Source organism: Streptomyces sp. NPDC005566 (assembly GCF_040605575.1).
Lineage (GTDB): Bacteria > Actinomycetota > Actinomycetes > Streptomycetales > Streptomycetaceae > Streptomyces.
The window spans coordinates 317,062-336,727 of sequence record NZ_JBEXDB010000004.1 but is presented as its reverse complement, the minus strand read 5'-3'; the positions used below and the strand labels follow the sequence as shown (position 1 = coordinate 336,727).

Annotated in this window: 15 protein-coding genes; 6 read left to right on the top strand and 9 right to left on the bottom strand. The window is 68.6% G+C overall.

Translation table 11 applies throughout. From position 1 onward, the window contains the following. Positions 1–3: 3 nt before the first annotated feature. Together ABZS61_RS08825 and ABZS61_RS08820 are read right to left on the bottom strand one after the other, a co-directional pair. Complete coding sequence (locus tag ABZS61_RS08825) at positions 4–759, bottom strand: SDR family oxidoreductase (protein ID WP_356417444.1); 756 nt, start codon at positions 757–759, stop codon at positions 4–6. Beyond that, positions 756–2,141 carry an enolase C-terminal domain-like protein gene (locus ABZS61_RS08820; protein WP_356417443.1) on the bottom strand — a complete coding sequence of 462 codons (1,386 nt, stop codon included), beginning with the start codon at positions 2,139–2,141 and terminating at the stop codon, positions 756–758. Before ABZS61_RS08820 ends, ABZS61_RS08825 begins: the two co-directional genes overlap by 4 nt. Before the next feature lie 359 nt (positions 2,142–2,500). Between ABZS61_RS08820 and ABZS61_RS08815 the strand changes: the two genes are divergently transcribed. After that, positions 2,501–3,772, top strand: coding sequence for an alpha-L-fucosidase (locus ABZS61_RS08815; protein ID WP_356417442.1), 1,272 nt, complete (start codon positions 2,501–2,503; stop codon positions 3,770–3,772). On the opposite strand, the gene ABZS61_RS08810 is transcribed toward ABZS61_RS08815, so the two are convergent. The 3 genes from ABZS61_RS08810 to ABZS61_RS08800 form a co-directional block, all read right to left on the bottom strand. Next, complete coding sequence (locus ABZS61_RS08810; RefSeq protein WP_356417441.1) at positions 3,748–4,572, bottom strand: AraC family transcriptional regulator; 825 nt, start codon at positions 4,570–4,572, stop codon at positions 3,748–3,750. The genes ABZS61_RS08815 and ABZS61_RS08810 overlap by 25 nt on opposite strands. Before the next feature lie 365 nt (positions 4,573–4,937). Then, positions 4,938–5,060, bottom strand: coding sequence for a hypothetical protein (locus ABZS61_RS08805; protein ID WP_356417440.1), 123 nt, complete (start codon positions 5,058–5,060; stop codon positions 4,938–4,940). Between the two features lie 59 nt (positions 5,061–5,119). Then, positions 5,120–5,290, bottom strand: a complete 171-nt coding sequence (locus ABZS61_RS08800; protein WP_351181839.1) for a hypothetical protein — start codon at positions 5,288–5,290, stop codon at positions 5,120–5,122. Between the two features lie 455 nt (positions 5,291–5,745). Here ABZS61_RS08800 and ABZS61_RS08795 point away from each other — a divergent pair, with 455 nt between their 5' ends. Together ABZS61_RS08795 and ABZS61_RS08790 are read left to right on the top strand one after the other, a co-directional pair. After that, complete coding sequence (locus ABZS61_RS08795; RefSeq protein ID WP_356417439.1) at positions 5,746–8,568, top strand: carbohydrate-binding protein; 2,823 nt, start codon at positions 5,746–5,748, stop codon at positions 8,566–8,568. After that, complete coding sequence (locus ABZS61_RS08790; protein ID WP_356417438.1) at positions 8,565–10,328, top strand: ThuA domain-containing protein; 1,764 nt, start codon at positions 8,565–8,567, stop codon at positions 10,326–10,328. The genes ABZS61_RS08795 and ABZS61_RS08790 overlap by 4 nt, the downstream gene beginning before the upstream one ends. Before the next feature lie 564 nt (positions 10,329–10,892). Here ABZS61_RS08790 and ABZS61_RS08785 read toward each other — a convergent pair. Further along, positions 10,893–11,513, bottom strand: a complete 621-nt coding sequence (locus ABZS61_RS08785; RefSeq protein WP_356417437.1) for a hypothetical protein — start codon at positions 11,511–11,513, stop codon at positions 10,893–10,895. 412 nt (positions 11,514–11,925) lie between these two features. Between ABZS61_RS08785 and ABZS61_RS08780 the strand changes: the two genes are divergently transcribed. Together ABZS61_RS08780 and ABZS61_RS08775 are read left to right on the top strand one after the other, a co-directional pair. Then, complete coding sequence (locus ABZS61_RS08780) at positions 11,926–13,374, top strand: glycoside hydrolase family 76 protein (protein WP_356417436.1); 1,449 nt, start codon at positions 11,926–11,928, stop codon at positions 13,372–13,374. A gap of 350 nt (positions 13,375–13,724) precedes the next feature. Beyond that, complete coding sequence (locus ABZS61_RS08775) at positions 13,725–14,267, top strand: DUF1707 domain-containing protein (RefSeq protein ID WP_356417435.1); 543 nt, start codon at positions 13,725–13,727, stop codon at positions 14,265–14,267. Positions 14,268–14,365: 98 nt separating this feature from the next. Here the strand turns inward: ABZS61_RS08775 and ABZS61_RS08770 are convergent, their stop codons facing one another. Further along, the gene (locus ABZS61_RS08770) at positions 14,366–15,364 is read right to left on the bottom strand and encodes a hypothetical protein (protein WP_356417434.1); all 999 of its coding nucleotides are present in this window, start codon (positions 15,362–15,364) and stop codon (positions 14,366–14,368) included. A 58-nt stretch (positions 15,365–15,422) separates the two neighbouring features. After that, positions 15,423–15,962 carry a hypothetical protein gene (locus ABZS61_RS08765; protein WP_356417433.1) on the bottom strand — a complete coding sequence of 180 codons (540 nt, stop codon included), beginning with the start codon at positions 15,960–15,962 and terminating at the stop codon, positions 15,423–15,425. A gap of 314 nt (positions 15,963–16,276) precedes the next feature. On the opposite strand from ABZS61_RS08765, the gene ABZS61_RS08760 reads away from it, so the two are divergent. Further along, positions 16,277–17,041 carry a crotonase/enoyl-CoA hydratase family protein gene (locus tag ABZS61_RS08760; RefSeq protein WP_356417432.1) on the top strand — a complete coding sequence of 255 codons (765 nt, stop codon included), beginning with the start codon at positions 16,277–16,279 and terminating at the stop codon, positions 17,039–17,041. 400 nt (positions 17,042–17,441) lie between these two features. Here the strand turns inward: ABZS61_RS08760 and ABZS61_RS08755 are convergent, their stop codons facing one another. Beyond that, a complete protein-coding gene (locus ABZS61_RS08755; protein WP_356417431.1) occupies positions 17,442–19,502 on the bottom strand; it encodes a phosphocholine-specific phospholipase C in 2,061 nt (686 codons plus the stop codon). Between the last annotated feature and the right edge of the window lie 164 nt (positions 19,503–19,666).

The following is a 19,666-nucleotide window of genomic DNA, read 5'->3' as shown; positions in this document are numbered from 1 at the left end:
CCTTCAGTTCCGGACCGGGCGGAGGCGCAGGCCCTGCATGCCGCCGTCGACGGCGAGCGAGGTGCCGGTGACGGATCCGGCAGCCGGGCTTGCCAGATACACGATCGCAGCGGCCACTTCGTCGGCCGTCACCAGGCGGCCCATCGGCTGCCGGGCGTCGAGCGCCGCCCGTTCGGCCGCCGGGTCGTCCGCGGCGTCCAGGAGCCGACCGACCCAGGGGGTGTCGGCGGTGCCCGGATTCACGCAGTTGACCCGAATTCCTTCGCGTACGTGATCGGCGGCCATGGCGAGGGTCAGGGAGAGGACGGCACCCTTGCTCGCGCTGTACAGAGCGCGCTGCGGCAACCCGGCGGTGGCGGCGATCGAACAGGTGTTGACGACAGCGGCCTGCGACGAGGACCGCAGATGCGGCAGGGCCGCGCGGGTGGTGCGCACGATCCCGAGCACGTTGACGTCCAGTACGCGGTGCCACTGCGCGTCGTCGTTGTCCTCGACGGTCCCGGCGGCGCCGATACCGGCGTTGTTGACCAGGATGTCGATCCCGCCGAGGTCCTGGGCGGCGGCCGCGACGGCGGTGCGTACCGCGGTGTCGTCGCTGACGTCCGCACGGTAGCCGCGCAACGGCTTGGCGACGGCTTCGGGGGTGAGGTCGAGCACGGCCACCTGGGCCCCGCGCTCGGCGAGCAGTCCGGCGGTTGCCAGACCGATGCCCGACGCTCCTCCGGTGACGACAGCCTTGAGTCCGCTCAGCTCACTCATGCCAGGACCTCCTTCTGCACGGTGTCGGGTGCGGCTTCGTGTGCGGCCTGACCGGCACGGTGTGCCGCTCGGTCCGCGGTCCAGAACCGGCCGTCCGGGTAGCTGAACTCGGCGATCGAGCCGGCGTGCATCTCGGCCGAGAAGCCCGGGGTGTCCGGAGCCCGGTAGTGGCCCTCGCGCACCTGTACGGGGGCGAGGAAGTGCTCGTGCAGATGGTCGACGAACTCGATGACCCGGTTCTCGGTCGAGCCGGACAGTGCCACGTAGTCGAACATTGCCAGGTGCTGGACGAGTTCGCACAGGCCCACGCCGCCCGCGTGCGGGCAGACCGGCACGCCGAACTTCGCGGCGAGCAGCAGGATCGCAAGGTTCTCGTTGACACCGCCGACGCGTGCGGCGTCGATCTGAAGGACGTCGATGGCGTCGGCCTGGAGAAGCTGTTTGAAGATGATCCGGTTCTGGACGTGCTCGCCGGTGGCGACCTTGACGGGTGCCACGGCCTTGCGTACCGAAGCATGGCCGAGCACGTCGTCGGGACTGGTGGGCTCCTCGATCCAGTACGGGTCGAACTCGGTGAGCGCCCTGGTCCATTCGATCGCCTCGCCGACGTTCCACCGCTGGTTGGCGTCGATGGCGATGCGGATGTCGGGGCCGACGGCGGCGCGCGCCGCACGGCAGCGGCGGACATCGTCCGCCAGTTCCGCGCCGACCTTCAGTTTGATCTGGGTGAAGCCGTCGGCCACGGCCTGCCGCGCGAGCCGGGTGAGCTTCTCGTCGGAGTAGCCGAGCCAGCCGGGCGAGGTGGTGTAGCCGGGGTATCCGCGTACCAGCAGATCGCTTTCGCGGCCGGCGGCTCCCTCGCGGGCGCGGCGCAGCAGCGCCAGCGCGTCCTCGGGAGTGAGCGCGTCGACGATGTAGCGGAAGTCGACCTGGGAGACGAGCCATTCGGGCTCGGCGTCCGCCAGGAACTTCCACAGCGGCTTGCTCGCGCGTTTGGCCGCCAGGTCCCAGACCGCGTTGACGACGGCTCCGATGGCCATGTGCATCACGCCCTTCTCGGGGCCGAGCCAGCGCAGCTGACTGTCCCCGATCAGGTCGCGGTTCAGGGATCCCGGATCGGCGCACAGTGCGTCGGCCGACCGTCCGATGAGGTGCGGGCGCAGCGCGTCGATCGCGGCGACCTGGACGTCGTTGCCACGCCCGATGGTGAAGGTGAAGCCGTGGCCCTCCTGTCCGTCGCCCGCATCGGTGCGGAGCACCACGTAGGCGGCGGAGTAGTCGGGGTCCGGGTTCATGGCGTCCGAGCCGTCCAGTTCCCGGGACGTGGGGAAGCGGATGTCGTACGTGTCGACTGCGATGATTCTCGTATCGGTTGAGGTCACGTTCGGGCCTCTCAGGCTTGTGCGAAGGTCTGGCGCTGGCTGCCGAGCCCGGGCCCACAGCGAACGAGATGAATATTCATCGGATCTTTATTCCCAGTCAAGCCCCAAAACGGGCCAGGCGTCAGCACAGACCCCAGGAATGACCCGACCACAGGCAGGGGATCGCCTCCCGCAACCCCACCAACCCACGCACTCCGTCCGCCGGTTGAGCGGCAGCGCACGCCCTCGACAACCATCGGATGTCTCTCCGTCTCCCTGCACGGCCACTTCCTGGGAGCGGGCTTCGGTGCGTGAAAACGAACCACCGATGGTGACTACACCCCACGCGCGGGACCCGGCTCCCTGCCTAGCGTGAGCACATGCCGATGCAGCCCTGGTTCTCCGATGCCAAGTTGGGCATCTTCCTCCACTACGGGATCTACGCCGTCGACGGAGTTCCCGAGTCCTGGTCCTTCTACTCGGGAGAAGTCCCCCACGAGCAGTACATGAAGCAGCTCGACGGCTTCACCGCCTCGAACTACGACCCGAAGGCGTGGGCCGAGCTGTTCGCGAAGGCCGGCGCGAAGTACGCGGTGCTCACCGCCCGGCACCATGACGGGGTGGCTCTGTGGAACACCGGGCACGGTGATCTGAACGTCGTGCAGCACACCCCGGCCGGCCGTGACCTGATCGCCGGATATGCCGAGGCACTGCGGGAGCAGGGGCTCAAGGTGGGCCTGTACTACTCCCACTCGGACTGGAACCACCCCGACTACGCGAGCGTGGTGCACCCCGACCCGCCGAATGACGAAATGGGCACCAACCGCTATGTGACACCGAAGGACGGTCTCGAGGACCCCGAGGCCTGGGCGCGCTTCCTCTCGTACCGCAACGCCCAGGTCGGCGAGCTCGTCACGCGCTTCCGACCCGACCTGCTGTGGTTCGACGGCGAGTGGGAACGCAGCGAGGACCAGTGGAAGATGCGGGAGCTCTCCGAGGAGATCCTCGCGGGCAGCCCCGACACCGTCCTCAACGCGCGCATGATGAGCTACGGCGACTACGCCACACCCGAACAGGGTGTTCCGCTCCGGGCGCCCGACGGGCCGTGGGAGCTGTGCCTGACCGTCAACGATTCCTGGGGATACCAGCACCAGGACGACAACCAGAAGTCGGTCGGCCAGTTGGTGCGCTACTTCGCGGAGACCATCGGCATGGGCGGCAATCTGCTGCTCGACGTGGGCCCGCGGGAGGACGGCACCATCCCGGCCGCCCAGGTCGAGCGCCTCGAGGGCCTCGGCGGCTGGATCGACAAGCACCGCAGTGCCGTGTACGGAACCGTGGCCGGCCTGCCCGCCGGTCACCACTACGGACCGAGCACGCTGTCCGCCGACCGCCGCACCCTCTATCTGATCTGCTTCGACACCCCGCGCGAAACCATCGGGCTGCGTGGCCTGCGGACGCCGGTCAAACGCGTGAGGGTGATCGGAACAGGCACCGAACTGCCCCACCAGGTCATCGGCGGCCTCGGCGACGTGCCCGGTGTCACCTGGATCGAGGCCCCGGTGAGCGCCGACGTCGACGCGTACGCGACCGTTCTCGCCGTGGAACTCGACGGAGAACCGGACCTCTACCGGGGCGCGGGCCGCGACTGAGACCGGCCGCTGCCGGCGCGGATCGCGCGCGGGGCCGCGCCCAGTTCACGCCGGCACGCCTTGTTGAAGGCCTGCAGATCGCCGATACCGACCAGGACGGCCACGGCGGGGATCGACAGCGTCGACTCCCGGAGCAGGTGCCGCGCCCGTTCCATCCTGCGCCGGCGGATGTAGGCCACCACCGTGCCGCCGGTTTCGGCCCGGAACAGCCGGATGAGGTGGTTGTGCGAGATCCCGGCGGCCTCGGCCACCTCGGGCACGGTCAGCGGTCCCGCCAGGTGGGCCTCGATGTGCGCGACGGCTGCGGCCGCTGCGGCGTGCCCCCGCTCCTCCACCCCGCCCGCGGGCGCCGCCAGGCCGGCGACCCGCCACAACGCGGCCCACACCTCGGCCGCCGCCCGGGCGGGGTTGCGCGGGGCCACCGCGATGGCCTGTTGCAGCAGGTCGGTGAGGATCGGCGTCTCGGCGCCGGCGTCCTGCATCACGGGAACGGTCAACGGGTTGCCGGACTCCGGGAGTTCGAAGTGCGCGTAGAGGTGCTCGGACCGTCCGCCGTAGCGGAACTCCACGACCGCCCCGGGCGGCACGAGGCTCACCCGGCCGGGCCTGATGGCATGGGCCACACCGTCGACGGTCAGGTCGGCGGCGTACCGGTACAGGTGTAGCTGCCACAGGTCCGGAAGCCGGAAGACGTCGTGCAGGCCGGTGGTCCCGTGCACTCCCACGCCGAGGTTCGCGACACGGGGCGGCAGGTCCAGGCAGAGCTGGACGTGGAAACCGTTCGGCTCGGTCGTACTCACCATGAAAATCTACCAGTGGCCTGACAGAGCGGTGAACTGCCGACGGCTCGCTCCGTCCAGATGTACCTCGCAGGGCCGGTGCTCCCCGAATGGGCGCTGATGCCCAGCTTGATCAGGGGTACCCCGCCCACCGCCACCACGTCGGGCAGCGAACTCACCCTGGGCGCCACCACCTACGACCTGGACACCCTGCGGGGCTTCACCTCTTCGCGGTAGTGGCTGCGGACGCACTCGGCGGCGGGGACCTGCCCGGTCCCCGCCGCCTGTCCTCGGAGCGAGCGCCTGGCGAGCGCTTCGAGGCGAACCGCTGCACACCTCCACGCCGACGAGGCCGGACGAGCGGCACCCTGCCTCGGGTGGCCGGGTCAGCTGCTGCGCCGGGCGAGGCTGTAGATGAGGATCAGGACAGCCGCCGCCATCACCGACACGTGCAGCCATGCGGGAGCAGCTGCGGCGTCTGCAGCTGTGGTCGTCATGAACGGGGTCATCGCAAGCTCTCTCCTTCTCTGCGAGGGTCCGAGGTGTGCCTACAGCCGGTCAGGCGGCGTCACCGTCGGCGCGTTCGCCACCCGTTGCCGATGCCCGCGACGTGCAGGGCCAACAGGCCCAGGCCCAGGAGCATGACGTTCACCGAGGCGAAGACCTCGTTGGTCGCTATGTCGGCGGCGTTGATCAGAAAAGCGATGAAGAACAGTACTGCCGCAGCTATCGCCAGCATGATGTGACTCCTTCCGGTAGTTGGAACACGTGTGCCCCCAAAGTCAGGAAGCAGGCCTGCGGAGAGCTCCCGCGGAAGAAGGTGAGCCGCGCCGGTCGACATCCGGGCCGGGCATATCCCCTGTACGTGTTCACGGCGAGGGAGAGCCGGATCGTGTCGGGCCCCGTACAGACCCCGACAACGACGACGCGCGAGTACAGGGGCACGGCCCCCGGAATGCCGGCGAGCGCGCCCGGGGGCCCGACGCTCTTCCGCAGCTTTGTCTCTCCACAAGAGAAAGATGCGACTCGGCGCGTCAAAGGGGTATCTGGCCGGAGAAAAAGCCATTACCTTCCTGATCTGAACCGGACGACAAGGACCGAGTGCCCTCCCCTCCCCCTGGGGCGCCCGGCCTCCCGGCGCGACGGCGCGCGCCTGTGCTCCACCCCGACCCCGTCACCACACGGAGGATTCGCGTGCACAGGAGACTCACCCGAGCTCTCGCGGCAGTGGCCTGCACCTTGCTCGCCGCCGCGGGCACCCTCACCACCCAGCAGAGACCGGCCGAAGCCGCACCTGCGGCAGCCGACGAGTTCCAGCAGGTCACCCTCGCCAAAGGGGTGGCCGAGACCGGTGAGCCGATGACACTCGCCGTCCTGCCCGACAGGTCCGTCCTGCACACCTCGCGGGACGGCACCCTGCGGCTCACCGACGCCGCCGGCACCACCAAGGTCTCCGGCCGGCTCGACGTCTACTCGCACGACGAGGAGGGTCTCCAGGGCATCGGCGTCGACCCGGGCTTCACCGCCAACCGCTTCGTCTACCTCTACTACGCCCCGAAGCTCACGACGCCCACCGGGGATGCCCCCGCGAACGGTTCAGCAGCCGACTTCACGCCGTTCAACGGCGTCAACCGCCTCTCACGTTTCGTTCTCAGGACCGACGGCACACTGGACACGGCTTCCGAGACGAAGGTCCTCGACGTCCCGGCCAGCCGTGGTCTGTGCTGTCATGTCGGCGGCGACATCGACTTCGACGCGCAGGGCAACCTGTACCTCTCCACGGGCGACGACAGCAATCCCTTCGCCTCCGACGGGTACGCCCCCCTCGACGAGCGGTCGAACCGCAACCCCGCGTACGACGCCCAGCGTTCGGCGGGCAACACCAACGACCTTCGCGGCAAGGTGCTGCGCATCAAGGTGAACGCGGCGGGCGGCTACTCCATTCCGTCGGGCAACCTCTTCGCGCAGGGAACCGCGAAGACCAGGCCCGAGATCTACGCCATGGGTTTCCGCAACCCCTTCCGGATGTCCGTCGACAAGCCCACCGGCATCGTCTACCTCGGTGACTACGGCCCCGACGCCGGCACCGCGAACGCAGGTCGCGGACCTGCCGGGCAGGTGGAGTTCAACCGGATCACCCAAGCGGGCAACTACGGCTGGCCCTACTGCGTCGGCAAGAACAGTGCGTACGTCGACTACGACTTCGCCACCTCGACGTCCGGGGCCGCCTTCTCCTGCTCGGCCCCCAGGAACACCTCGCCGAACAACACCGGCCTCACCGATCTCCCTCCGGCCCAGCCCGCCTGGATCCCCTACGACGGCGGCTCGGTCCCCGAGTTCGGCAGTGGTTCCGAGTCACCCATGGGCGGGCCCGTCTACCGCTACGACGCGGCCTCGACCTCGGCCGTCAAGTTCCCCCAGCACTTCGACGGCGACTTCTTCGCCGGCGAGTTCGGCCGCAAGTGGATCAAGCGCATAGAGCAGGGCACGGACGGCACCGTGCAATCGATCAACGCCTTCCCCTGGCAGGGCACCCAGGTCATGGATTCGGCCTTCGGGCCGGACGGCGCCCTCTACGTGCTCGACTATGGCACGGGCTACTTCGAAGGGGACGCGAACGCCGCGGTCTACCGCATCGAATACGTCACCGGGGGACGGGCCCCGCTCGCCAAGGCGGCCGCAGACCGCACCTCCGGCAAAGCCCCCCTCACCGTGAAGTTCTCCTCCGCAGGAAGCTCCGACCCCGACGGTGATCCCCTCACCTACGCATGGAAGTTCGGTGACGGCGGCACTTCCACCGCGGCGGACCCCTCACACACCTACACCGCCAACGGCCGCTACACCGCAGAACTGACAGTCTCCGACGGCACCGGCAGAACCGCGAACGCCTCGGTGATCATCACCGTCGGCAACACCGCGCCCAGTGTCACCCTCGAACTGCCCACCGACGGCACCATCATCGACATGGGCGCCGCCGTCCCCTTCAAGGTCACCGTCACCGACCCCGAGGACAGCACGATCGACTGCTCCAGGGTCAAGGTCAACTTCATCATCGGACACGACAGCCACGGCCACCTGCAGACATCCGCCACGGGCTGTTCCGGCACACTCAAGACCATCGCCGACGGGGAGCACGACCCGAACGCGAACATCTTCGGTGTGTGGGACGCCGAGTACACCGACGGAGGGGCGAACGGACAGCCCGCCCTGACCACCCACGACCAGAACCTCAGTCAGGGCAGCCAGCGCCAGGCCGAGCACTTCGGGGACTCCGCCGGTGTCACGATCGTCGACAAGACGGCGGCACACGGCGGCAAGGCGGTCGGCTACATCGAGAACGGCGACTGGATCTCGTTCAAGCCGTACCTTCTCACCAACGCCACCAAGATGACCGCCCGTATCGCCTCCGGCGCCGCGGGAGGGACCCTGGAGGTGCGCGCGGGCTCGCCCACCGGCACCTTGCTCGGATCAGCGGTCGTCCCCGCAACCGGGAGCTGGGAATCCTTCCAGGACGTGTCCGCGAACCTCACCAACCGTCCCGCCGGCACCACCACCCTCCACCTCGTCTTCAAGGGGGGCAGCGGATCCCTCTTCGACATCGACGACTTCACCTTCACCACCGAGACGACGCAGGCTCGGACGGGCCGGATCACGGGGATCGACGGCAAGTGCGTCGATGTGGCCGCCGGAGCCGGTGCGGACGGCACGCAGATCCAGCTGTACGGCTGCAACGGGACGGTCGCCCAGCAGTGGACGGTCGGCGCGGACGGGACTCTGCGCGCGCTCGGCAAGTGCCTGGACATCAGCGGGGGCGAGGCAGCCGACGGAACGAAGATCCAGCTGTACGGGTGCAACAACACCGGAGCCCAGAAATGGGCGCCGCAGCCGAACGGCACTCTGCAGAACCCGGCAACGGGCAAATGTCTTGACGCGACCGGAGGGGCCTCCGCGGACCGCACCAAGATCCAGCTGTGGACCTGCAACACCGGCGCCAACCAGAAGTGGATCCTGCCATGAGTCGACGGTTCATCCGCTCCACCTGCTGGGCCGCCTGTGTGCTCCTGAGCACCGCCGTCCTGCCGGCAGCGGTATCCGCTGCCGCCGAATCCGACCCCGGAGCACCCGCTGACATGCACTCCTCGGTGGCGGCCGCGGCCGACCCGGCGTACGACGTGCTGGTGTTCTCGAAGACCGCCGGCTTCCGCCACTCCTCCATCGACGAGGGCGTCACGGCCTTACGTGAGCTGGGCGCCGCCAACAACTTCACCGTCACCGCGACCGAGGACGCGGCTGCCTTCACCCCCGCCAACCTGGCCGGCTACGAGTCCGTGGTCTTCCTCTCCACCACCGGCGACGTACTCAACGCCTCGCAGCAGACCGCGTTCGAGGGGTACATCGGCGCCGGCGGCGGCTACGTCGGCATCCACGCGGCGGCCGACACCGAGTACGACTGGGCCTGGTACGGCGGTCTTGCCGGTGCTCTGTTCCGGTCCCACCCGCAGATCCAGCCGGCCACGGTGACCGTGGAGGACCGTGCTCACGACGCCACCTCCCACCTCGGCCGGACCTGGCAGCGGACCGACGAGTGGTACGACTACCGCACCAACCCGCGAACGACCGCACACGTCCTGGCCTCGCTCGACGAGTCCACGTACAGCGGTGGTGCGATGGGCGGTGACCACCCGATCGCCTGGTGCAAGGACTATGAGGGCGGGCGTGCCTTCTACACGGGCGGCGGCCACACCGAGGACTCCTACACCGATCCCGCCTTCCGCCGCCATCTGCTCGGCGGAATCCGCTGGGCCGCGCGCCTGACAGAGGCCGACTGCCGACCGGAGACGGGCTACACGGCCCTGTACGGCGCCTCTGGTACCACTGGGTGGAAGCAGGCCGGACCAGGTTCCTTCGCCGAGTCCGACGCCACCCTCACCTCGCAGGGCGGCCTCGGTCTGTTCTGGTACGAGGCCAAGGAGTACACGTCGTACTCACTGAAGCTCGACTGGCGGCAGGCCGGCGACGACAACTCCGGCGTATTCGTCGGCTTCCCGGCCTCCGACGACCCGTGGTCGGCCGTCGACAACGGCTACGAGATCCAGATCGACGCGACGGACTCGGCGGACCGCACCACGGGATCCGTCTACGGCTTCAAATCGGCTGACCTGCCCGCCCGCGACGCAGCGCTCAACCCGCCGGGAGAGTGGAACACCTACGAGATCCGGGTAGAGGGCGAACGGCTCCAGGTCTTCCTCAACGGCCGCAAGATCAATGACTTCACCCAGACCGATCCCGCCCGCAGCCTCCAGCAGGGCCACATCGGCCTGCAGAACCACGGCACCGGCGACGACGTGTCCTTCCGCAACATCCGCATCAAGGAACTCGGAGCCCCGACCGGCCCACGGGCGGGTGCCGTCACCGGCATCGGCGCCAAGTGTCTCGATGTCGCGAACGGCGCGAGCGCGGACGGTACGCAGATCCAGTTGTGGACGTGCAACCGGTCGGCAGCCCAGCTGTGGACGGTCGGCGCGGACGACACACTGCGGGCGTTGGGCAAGTGCATGGACATCAGTGGCGGCGGATCGGCCGACGGCACGAAGGTCCAGCTCTACGGCTGCAACGGCACCGGCGCCCAGAAGTGGGTGCCTCAGGCCAACGGCACGCTGAGGAACCCTCAGTCGGGCAAATGCCTGGACGCCGCTGGCACCTCCTCCGCGGACGGCACCAAGGTCCACCTCTGGTCATGCCACACCGGTGCCAACCAGAAGTGGGTTCTTCCCTGATCACCCCCTCGACTCCGTCGTCACCGCGGGAGGCGGTGTCGACGGAACCGGCCGCAGTACCGGGCCGGTGACGGCGGCGGGAGCGTGACGCCGAAGCGCCCCGCCGCCGTTTCTCCGGAGAGGAAACCCGCGGTGCGAATCTTGACCACGCGGCCACCCACGTGTGCCTGTGACAGCGGGGCGCTGCGGACCGTTCGGCCACCGTCGACGTCACGGCGAAGATCTTCGACAGATCCGGCTCGATGTCGACCGACCACACCGACACACCCGGGTACTACAAGTGCGCCGACCGGTAGGGGGTTCGCACAGTGCGCCATGACGTAGGAGCCTGGGCGTACAGCTGCACAGGGCCGAGCGGAAACGCGCCTTCGCCGTCCCCGGCGCGAACCCCGGCCGGCATGCGATCGAACCACCGACCCTGAAATTGCCGGCGCTGAACTCGCGTACCGGGCCCGCAACTGGGCCGAACGTCTGCTCCGACGGCGCACAGGTCGCGGCCGACCTCAACGGCTCATCCGCACAGACATTCGACCATCGGCATCAAGCAGTTCCTGAGGCGGGACCTTACGGTGTGGCTTCCCCGGCACCGTCACGATTCGAGACGGAAGCGGACTCCGGGACAGGGCTGTAATAGACGGAGCGACCCTGCTTGAAGCGCTCCAGCAGTCCACTGGCGACCCCCTGCTCCAGCGTGTTGCGCACCACCGCGACCTGGGTCTTGCGCTGCGGGTACGACTCGGTCAGGGCAGCGGCTACCTCGGCGGCAGACCTCGGCTCCCTCTGCCCGGCAAGATATCCGGTGACCAACTCACGCCATGTCGGCTCTCCGGAGCCCTTGGATGCGGCGACCCCGTTGGCGGGAACCTCCTGGGCAGCCTGCGCCGGGGACTTCGACGCACGCCCCTTCTTCACCGATGCCTCCTTGCCCTTGGAGCGGCGAGCGGCGGGAACGGACGCCTCCTTGGTGTCCTTGCCCTTGCGCACCTCCGGCTTTCCGGAACCGCCCAGCACCTCCTGCATCTTGACCAGGACCTGCTCACCCTCCTCCAGCTGGATGAGTTCGTCCTGCAGCCGGGTCAACTCGGTACGCGCCCGGTCCTGTTCCCGCCGGTTCGCCGCGAGATCCTCTGTGATCCGCTGTGTGTAGTCCGCGCTGATGGTGGACGTAGGAGTATTTTCGGACATGCAGTCCTCGGCTTTCGCTGTGTCTCAAACGCCTGTTGAGGCCGATGCTACCGACCGCAACGACGACAACGGTCCAAGAGATACCAATTCACCACGGAAGATGGCTTCTCACGGCACTCCACCGAAGGGCCCCGAGTTCACCGAGGGTGCGGACCTCGAGGCGTTGCAACTCCTGGCGTTGGCGTGAAACCGTGCAACGCCTGCACCACGTCGTCGATGACGCGCAGGAGGATGTGCCTTCCGAATGCCGTTCGCCACGGCCTCACCGTCAACGAGCTCGGCCGACGACCGCGTTACGGCGGGCAGCGCGCGAACCATTGACGTGACCATGACGCTTGGCTAGCTTCAGAGAGCGCTCTCCTGTGGACGGCGCACCCCCACACCGTGACCAGTCGTTTCAGGAGCCTCCTCCATGAAGCAACCGAGAACCGCATCCACCGCCCTCCTCGCCGGGCTGACAACGTTGTCCGCCCTACTGGTCGGCGGGCTGCCCTCGGCCGCCGCCGCGGCGCCGGCGGCCGTGTGCAACAAGTACTGCGACGCGCGGGATCCGGGACTGAGCCCCCAGGACCGCGTCCCCGTGACCGTCGCGGTCTCCTCGCGATCCATCGCGCTGCACTTCGACGATGACGACGCCATGGGATGGGCATCCATCGACAACGGCGGACCCGGCGACCACGTCTGGCTGGACCGGTCCATGGACGGCGGCCGGACCTGGGCGTCGGGAAGCCGTCTCGGCGACACCGCGGTGCCCGCCGGAGGGCGAGGCTGGCGCACTCAGATGTACAACGTCGACGAGTGGAACACCCAGGGCGTCGGCGCCCTTCGGGCCTGCGGGCAGCCGGCAGGAGGCTCCATCGCGTGCACGCCCTGGGCACGCACCAACTGGAACGCGGGCAGCAGGAGCACCGCGGCCGCCACCGCCCTGATGATGTCGTTCGACCGGGGCACCAAACTCTTCGGCAGCAACGGCTGGTGGACAGGCGCCAATGCGCTGACCGCGATCATCGACAACATCCGGATCACCGGCATGGGCAGCTATACCTACGCCATCGCCGACACCTACGAGAAGAACCTGAACGCGCAGGGAGGGCAGTTCAGGAACGAGTACCTCGATGACACCGGGTGGTGGGGCCTCGCCTGGATCGCCGCCTACGACCTGACCGGCGACCGCCGGTACCTCGACACCGCTCGGACCGACGCGGACCACATGTACGCCAACTGGAACAACACCTGTGGCGGCGGGGTCCGGTGGAGCACGAACGGCAACTACAAGAACGCCATCACCAACGAGCTCTTCCTCCAGCTCACTTCAGCTCTGCACAACCGCATTCCAGGTGACACCGTCTACCTGGAGCGGGCGAGGAACGAATGGAGCTGGTTCCAGCAGAGTGGCATGATCAACGGCGACCGCATGATCAACGACGGTCTCAGCGACTCCTGCGCCAACAACGGCCAGCCCACCTGGACGTACAACCAGGGCGTCATTCTGGGCGCGTTGACGGAATTCCACCGAGCCACCGGTGACTCCGGCCTCCTGACGACTGCCCGCGGCCTTGCCGACGCCTCCTCCGTCCGGCTCCAGACGGACGGCGTCCTGCGCGAACCCGGCGAGGGCGACAGCTGCACGGGAGACGGCCCGAGTTTCAAGGGTGCTTACGTGCGCGGCCTCGGCACCCTCAACCGCCAACTGTCCGACCGCCCGTATGCCGCCGCGCTCACTCGCTGGGCGACCAGCGCCTATGACCGCAACCGCAACGCGCTCGACCAGTACGGCCCGCACTGGACCGGGGGCAACACCACCACCGACTACGGCTGCCAGCAGAGCGCCCTTGATCTCCTCAACGCCGCTACGGGCTGAGAGGCGCTTCGGCCACCCGTACGGAAGCCGAGCAGTCGTCGGCGTCCACCGGGCAGGCCGTCGCGGCAGCATCCGCCGTACGCGTCATGCCGCTGGGCGACTCGTTCACCGACACGACCGGACGGAGCACCGAAAACGGCGGCCGGGGCGAGTTGGGACCAGGGGGAACTCCCTGGACCTCGTGGGCACGTCCCGGGCTGGCTCCCTGGCCCGACCGGAGCGGGTCCATCACCGTTGTGTCGATGTCCCGCTACCGGCCCGGCGTGGTGATCCTGGGCCCCGGATCACACGACTTTTCGGCCGGGGAACTTGGCATGTTCGCATCGTCGGCACTGCACTAGAGTGAGACAGTGACCTCCCTGCCGGACGACCTGCCGTCACTGATCAGCGAGGACGACCGGGACACGGCCGTGCGGCGGCTGCAGGAAGCGTACGCAGAAGGGCACCTCTCGCACGAGGATCTGGACGCACGCCTCCACCACGTGCTCATCGCCCGGACCCGCAGCGAACTCGTGTCGCCTCTGGCCTCGCTTCCGGAGGAGAAGGCGGCCACCACGTCCACGATCGGCGCCGCAGGCGGACGGATCCGGCGGCGCGGCGCATGGCGGGTACCTCGGATCCTCAAGGTCGAGTCCGCATACGGAAGCGTGCATCTGGACCTGTCCCGGGCGGTCATCGAGTATTCGGTGGTCGACATCGAGCTGCAGCTCGGCACCGGCAAGGCCAGGATCACGGTGCCTCGCGACGCGATCGTCGAAGTGGACGATCTGCACACCGGGTGGAAGGACACGCGCTACAAGGCCCGCCGGCACTCCCGCCTCGGCGTGCCGAGGATCCGGATCTCCGGGACCATGGGTTTCGGGCGACTGAAGATCCGCCACGCGCGGCGCTGAGGTCCCGTCCGGTTCCAGGACCACGTGTCCGTCACCTCTCCGTCTCCGCTCGACGGTTGATGCTGTGACCTCGTCGGGTCGCGTGGCAGGCGCTCGGGTCACGTGATCGGGCCGGCATCCCCTGGGGCCGTTCCTGTTCGGCGGATATCGGCGATGCGATCGACGCCGAAGCCGCTGATCAGGAGGCGTTCCTTGCGGTTGCCGGTGAGGAGTTGGCTCCAGTCGACGAATCCGCCGTCGGCGACTTCCAGGTACTGGTCTTCGACACCGGCGTAGATCTTGAAGCAACTTCCCGTGTAGTAGCCGCGTCCGGTCGCCCGGTCGGGGTCCTCGAGCACGGTGAGGCCTGGCAGTTCGGCGAAGTCACCGCGTATCCGTTCGATGACCGGACGGCTCGCGTCCTCCAGGCCGGTAAGCCGGATCTGGGTGTGCTGCACCCCGACGGCAGTCAGGGCCGCGACTGCGAACCGCAGGTGTTCAGCCAATTGCTGGTGCTCGAAACGCCGGTTGCCGGTGTCTCGGCCGGCGGTCACCAGACCGAAGATCTGAAAGTGGGCAAGCATCCCGGGAGCGCTGAAGTGTTGTGCACGGGTCACTCGCTGACTGGCTGCCAGCCGGACGAGCGCGGGTGAACGAGGAGCAGCCGCGAGGGCCAGGGATCGTCGCAGGGATGCCTCAAGAGCCAAGGCGTTCGTCGGATCAGCGGCGACCTCGCTGCCGCGAACCGTTGCGATCACCTTGCGGGGATCGACGGTCGCGACGGACGAATGAGTTGCCAGAGGCAGGACCGGGGCCAGTACGAGCATCTCGAACGCGTCGGGCAATGCGGACAGCAAGGCGTCTTCGGTGCGCCGTAGGGCAGTGAAGCCGGTCGGAGCCGGTGCGACGAATCGATCGCTGCGGTAGCGCCGCATCACTTCCGCGGGCGTGAGCCGGTCCGCACGTCGCCGGAAGACCTCGAGCAGCAGGGTGGTCAGATCACCCCCGGACAGGCCATCGCTCAGCAGGTCCATCAGCTCCGGGCCGCCGAGCCGCCCCAGTACCCGTCCTAATGCCGGGTTGGAAGAAATGTCTCGACCGGGATCGTCACGCCTCATGGGTAGCGAGTATCGGCCCCAGGGTCTCGGGTGGACCAGAGGTTTTCCGGCTACCAGGTCAGAGCCCGACGACGGCCCAGGTGCGGCGACCGTCGGGCCCGGTGTCCGTCCCGCATCCGGAGACCGAGGGCTGGGCGGTGATCCGGTGCAGAACATCGTCCCCACCGTCCTCGTGACCCGAGGTCAGGGAAATGCTGTGGGAGAGGGTGAGAATGCACGCCTGTCCGTCCTGGTCGGACAGATGGACGGTGATGCGGGTTCCGGGGTCGGTGGTGGCCTCGTCGACGAGGAGCGTCACGACCGCTTCCACAGCCGCCACCGTGCCCGCGGCCGGCCGGTAACCCCACTTCCGAAGCTGGCCGACAACCGCGGTCCGGGCCTTTCCCGCAGACCACGGTGCAGACTCCAGCACCCAGTTCGCACCTCGCCGGTTCACCATCCCCACCCCGCGCCGCCCGGACCGCGCCGGCATCCGCCCCTCCGCCACGTCCTCGTGCAGACCCGCAGTGTCCGGGCGGGGCGGGGAGACCGGCCGCTTCGGCGGGGGCGGGGTCCGCGGCGGATAGTCAGGTGTGTGGTCGGTGGCCGGTGTCGTCATCAGTGGCTCCCCGGGGATGTGGGCAGAACGTCGCCGTCCTGACCGAATGGTAGATCCGGGCGGGTGACGGGGTGAGGGGTTCGGCGGGATGGGGTTGCCCGGCGCGTGGACCGGACGGGCCGCTCACCCACCGCGCGCGGGGAACAGCCTTCGCCGCGACCCTGGCGGTCGCTGCCGGCTCGGGCTCACGTCGATCGGTCCCACACCGGTACGCCCATTGAGCTCGGGCCGTGAGGTGGGGGACCTGGCCTCCTGACCCCCTGGTGTGACTCGGGAGTAACCTGCTGGCTTCGTCACACGAAGGGGTCCTCGCGATGCCGGTCCGGATCGAACGCCAAGAGCACGTCACCACCGTCGTCCTGTCCCGGCCTGAGGTCCGCAACGCCGTGGACGGTCCGACGGCTGCCGAACTCACCGACGCTTTCCGGGCGTTCGAGGAGGACGGGACGGCCCGGGTGGCGGTCCTGTGGGGTGAGGGCGGCACGTTCTGCGCTGGAGCGGACCTCAAGGCGCTCGCCACGGAACGCGGCAACCACGTCACCGAGGACGGCGACGGGCCGATGGGTCCGACGCGGATGCGGCTGTCGAAGCCGGTGATCGCGGCGGTGGCAGGCCATGCCGTCGCCGGCGGTCTGGAGCTGGCACTCTGGTGCGATCTACGGGTCGCCGAGGAGGACTCGGTCTTCGGCGTCTTCTGCCGTCGGTGGGGCGTACCGCTCATCGACGGCGGCACCGTACGTCTCCCCCGCCTCATCGGCACCAGCCGTGCGATGGACATGATCCTGACCGGCCGCCCGGTCGCGGCCCCCGAAGCGTACGAGATGGGACTCGCGAACCGTGTCGTCCCGCCGGGCCGGGCACGCGCGGAGGCTGAGGCACTGGCCGCCTCGATCGCCGCCTTCCCGCAGGCCTGCCTCCGGGCCGACCGGAGCTCCGTCCTCGACCACGAAGGCCTCGACGAGCGGGCCGCGATGCAGGTCGAGCTCCGGCACGGGATGCGCGTGCTGGGCGACAGCCTGGGAGGCGCGGCACGGTTCTCGGCCGGGGCGGGACGGCACGGATCGTTCACCGAACGCTGATGGCGCGCTCGACCGGATCGTGCTCCACCCGCCTGTTCGCCGGCCTTCCGGAACCCCCGCTGGAGATCACCGTCACAGGCACCGGCGATCTCGCCCTGCCTGGCAGGCACCTGCTGTGACCTACTGGTCGCCTCACTGGCTGCCAGCAGCTGCGGAGTTCCCTTGTGTGTCCGCAGCTGCTGACGCAACACCCATTGACCAGGTGTTACGGAGCGACATCACCCACCACGGTCATGTCCGGGCAGCCGCCGGTCAGCCGTCGTGTACGGGCTGCTCCGTCGTCCAGGCCGAGCTTCCCTTCCCGCGCATCGTGGGCGGGTCGGTCCAGCTGGCGGCGCAGACACGGTGAGCGCGACCCGCCGGTCCCGGAACTGCGGCTGCTGAGCACCCCGAGGACCCCTCAGACTGTCCTGATCGCCGGGTCGGAGACACCCGGGGCGCCGGTCTCCACGTGGCCGGCGAAGCGGCGGAGAAAAGTGGGGTCTGCGTCGGAGACGACCTTGACGTCGTACCAGCGGGCGGTGGTACGCAGGTCCACCGTGTGGGAGACGGTCGCACCGGGGTTGACCTTGAAGGTCTGGGCCGCGCCTCCGTAGGTGTTGCTCACCGTCAGGTTGACCGCGGACGTGGCTGAGTTGGTCATGCTGAGTGTCAGGTTGCCGCCGGTAGCGACGTGACGGGCGGTGACCTCGGGACCGGCCTTCTTCGCCGGGCCCTTCCAGGTGCGCACGAAGCCGTTCGGGCCCCAGACCGTGAGATTGATCTGGTTGCCGGTGGAGCTGCTGGTGCTCCAGGTGTCCGAGAGGGTCCTGCCCGCCTCGACGGTGTAGGGCCAGGGGCCGTCCGTCCGGTTGCCCGAGGTGCTGTGGAAGTGGGCGCCCAAGGTGGGGCCGCCGGCGAAGGTCAGGGTGAACTTGCCGGTGGAGACGGTGGCCCGGCCATCCACGTACGGGCTGTAGCCGAGGGCGCGGGTCGGCTTGGAGCCGGCCTCCTGCTTCGGGAGGGTGCCCGTGGCCGGCGGGGTCGGGTGGTAGGACGGGTGGCGGTTCTTGTCCGGCGGCACGTACCCGGCCGTGGACGGCAGCGGGGCGGGGGCGGCGTCGGCGCGGGTGAAGTCGAACGCTGACGTCAGGTCGCCGCACACGGCGCGGCGCCAGGGCGAGATGTTGGGCTCCTGCACCCCGAAGCGCTTCTCCATGAAGCGGATCACCGAGGTGTGGTCGAAGGTCTCGGAGCAGACGTAGCCGCCCTTGCTCCACGGAGAGACGACGATCATCGGCACACGCGGGCCGAGCCCGTAAGCACCCGCCGCGTATCCCCCGCCGCCCTTGTACAGGTCCTTCGATACGTCCGCCGTGGACAGGCCCCAGGCGGAGGAGGCCGGCGGGTACGGCGGAACGACGTGGTCGAAGAAGCCGTCGTTCTCGTCGTAGGTGAGGAACAGGGCGGTCTTCGACCAGACTTCGGGGTTCGCCGTCAGCGCGTCCAGGACCTGCGAGATGTACCAGGCGCCGAAGTTCGTCGGCCAGTTCGAGTGCTCGCTGAAGGCTTCGGGAGCTGCGATCCAGGAGACCTTCGGGAGGGTCCCGTTGACCACGTCGGCGCGCAGACGGTCGAAGTACCCGTCGCCCGCCTTGGCGTTCGTGCCGGTGCGGGCCTTCTCGTACAGGGCGCTGCCTGGCTGGGCGTTGCGGTAGTTGTTGAAGTACAGCAGGGAGTTGTCGCCGTAGTTGCCCCGGAAGGCGTCGTTGATCCAGCCCCAGGATCCGGCGGCGTTCAGTCCGTCGCCGATGTCCTGGTAGACCTTCCAGGAGACCCCCGCCGACTCCAGCCGCTCGGGGTAGGTCTTCCAGCCGTAGCCGGCTTCCTGGTTGCCTAGTACGGGGCCGCCACCCGTGCCGTCGTTGCCGGTGTGGCCCGACCAGAGGTAGTAGCGGTTGGGGTCGGTGGCTCCGATGAAGGAGCAGTGGTAGGCGTCGCACACGGTGAAGGCGTCGGCGAGGGCGTAGTGGAACGGGATGTCGTTCCGTGTCATGTGCGACATGGTCGTGGCCGTTTTCGCCGGTACCCACTTGTCGTACTTGCCGTTGTTGTAGGCCTGGTGACCGCCGGCCCAGTCGTGGTCCAGCCCTTCCAGGAACTGCATCCCGAGGTCGTCGACCTGCGGGTTGAACGGGAGGATGTCCTTCGTTCCGTCGGACTGGTGGAAGACGGACGTGCCGTTGTCCTGGAGGACGGGGCGGGGGTCCCCGAAGCCTCGTACCCCCTTCATCGCCCCGAAGTAGTGGTCGAAGGAACGGTTCTCCTGCATCAGGACGACGACGTGCTCGATGTCCTGGATCATTCCTGTGCTGCCCTGCGCCGGAATGGCAGCGGCCCTCGCGATGCTCTCGTTCAGCATGGCGAGAGCGGCGGTGCCTCCGGCGATCTGCAGGAACCTGCGACGGTCAAGCTCTGTCATGGGTGACGACCTCTGGGGTGATGGGGGGTATCAGGGGCGCCCCAAGGACAGCGGTCCCGGGGTGCCGGCCGGGGGTGGGTACGTGACACGACGGCGTACACCTGGAGAACGAAAGGCCTCCCTTGCTGCACGGACCTGCCCACGCCGACGGCTGGTGGGAGGGT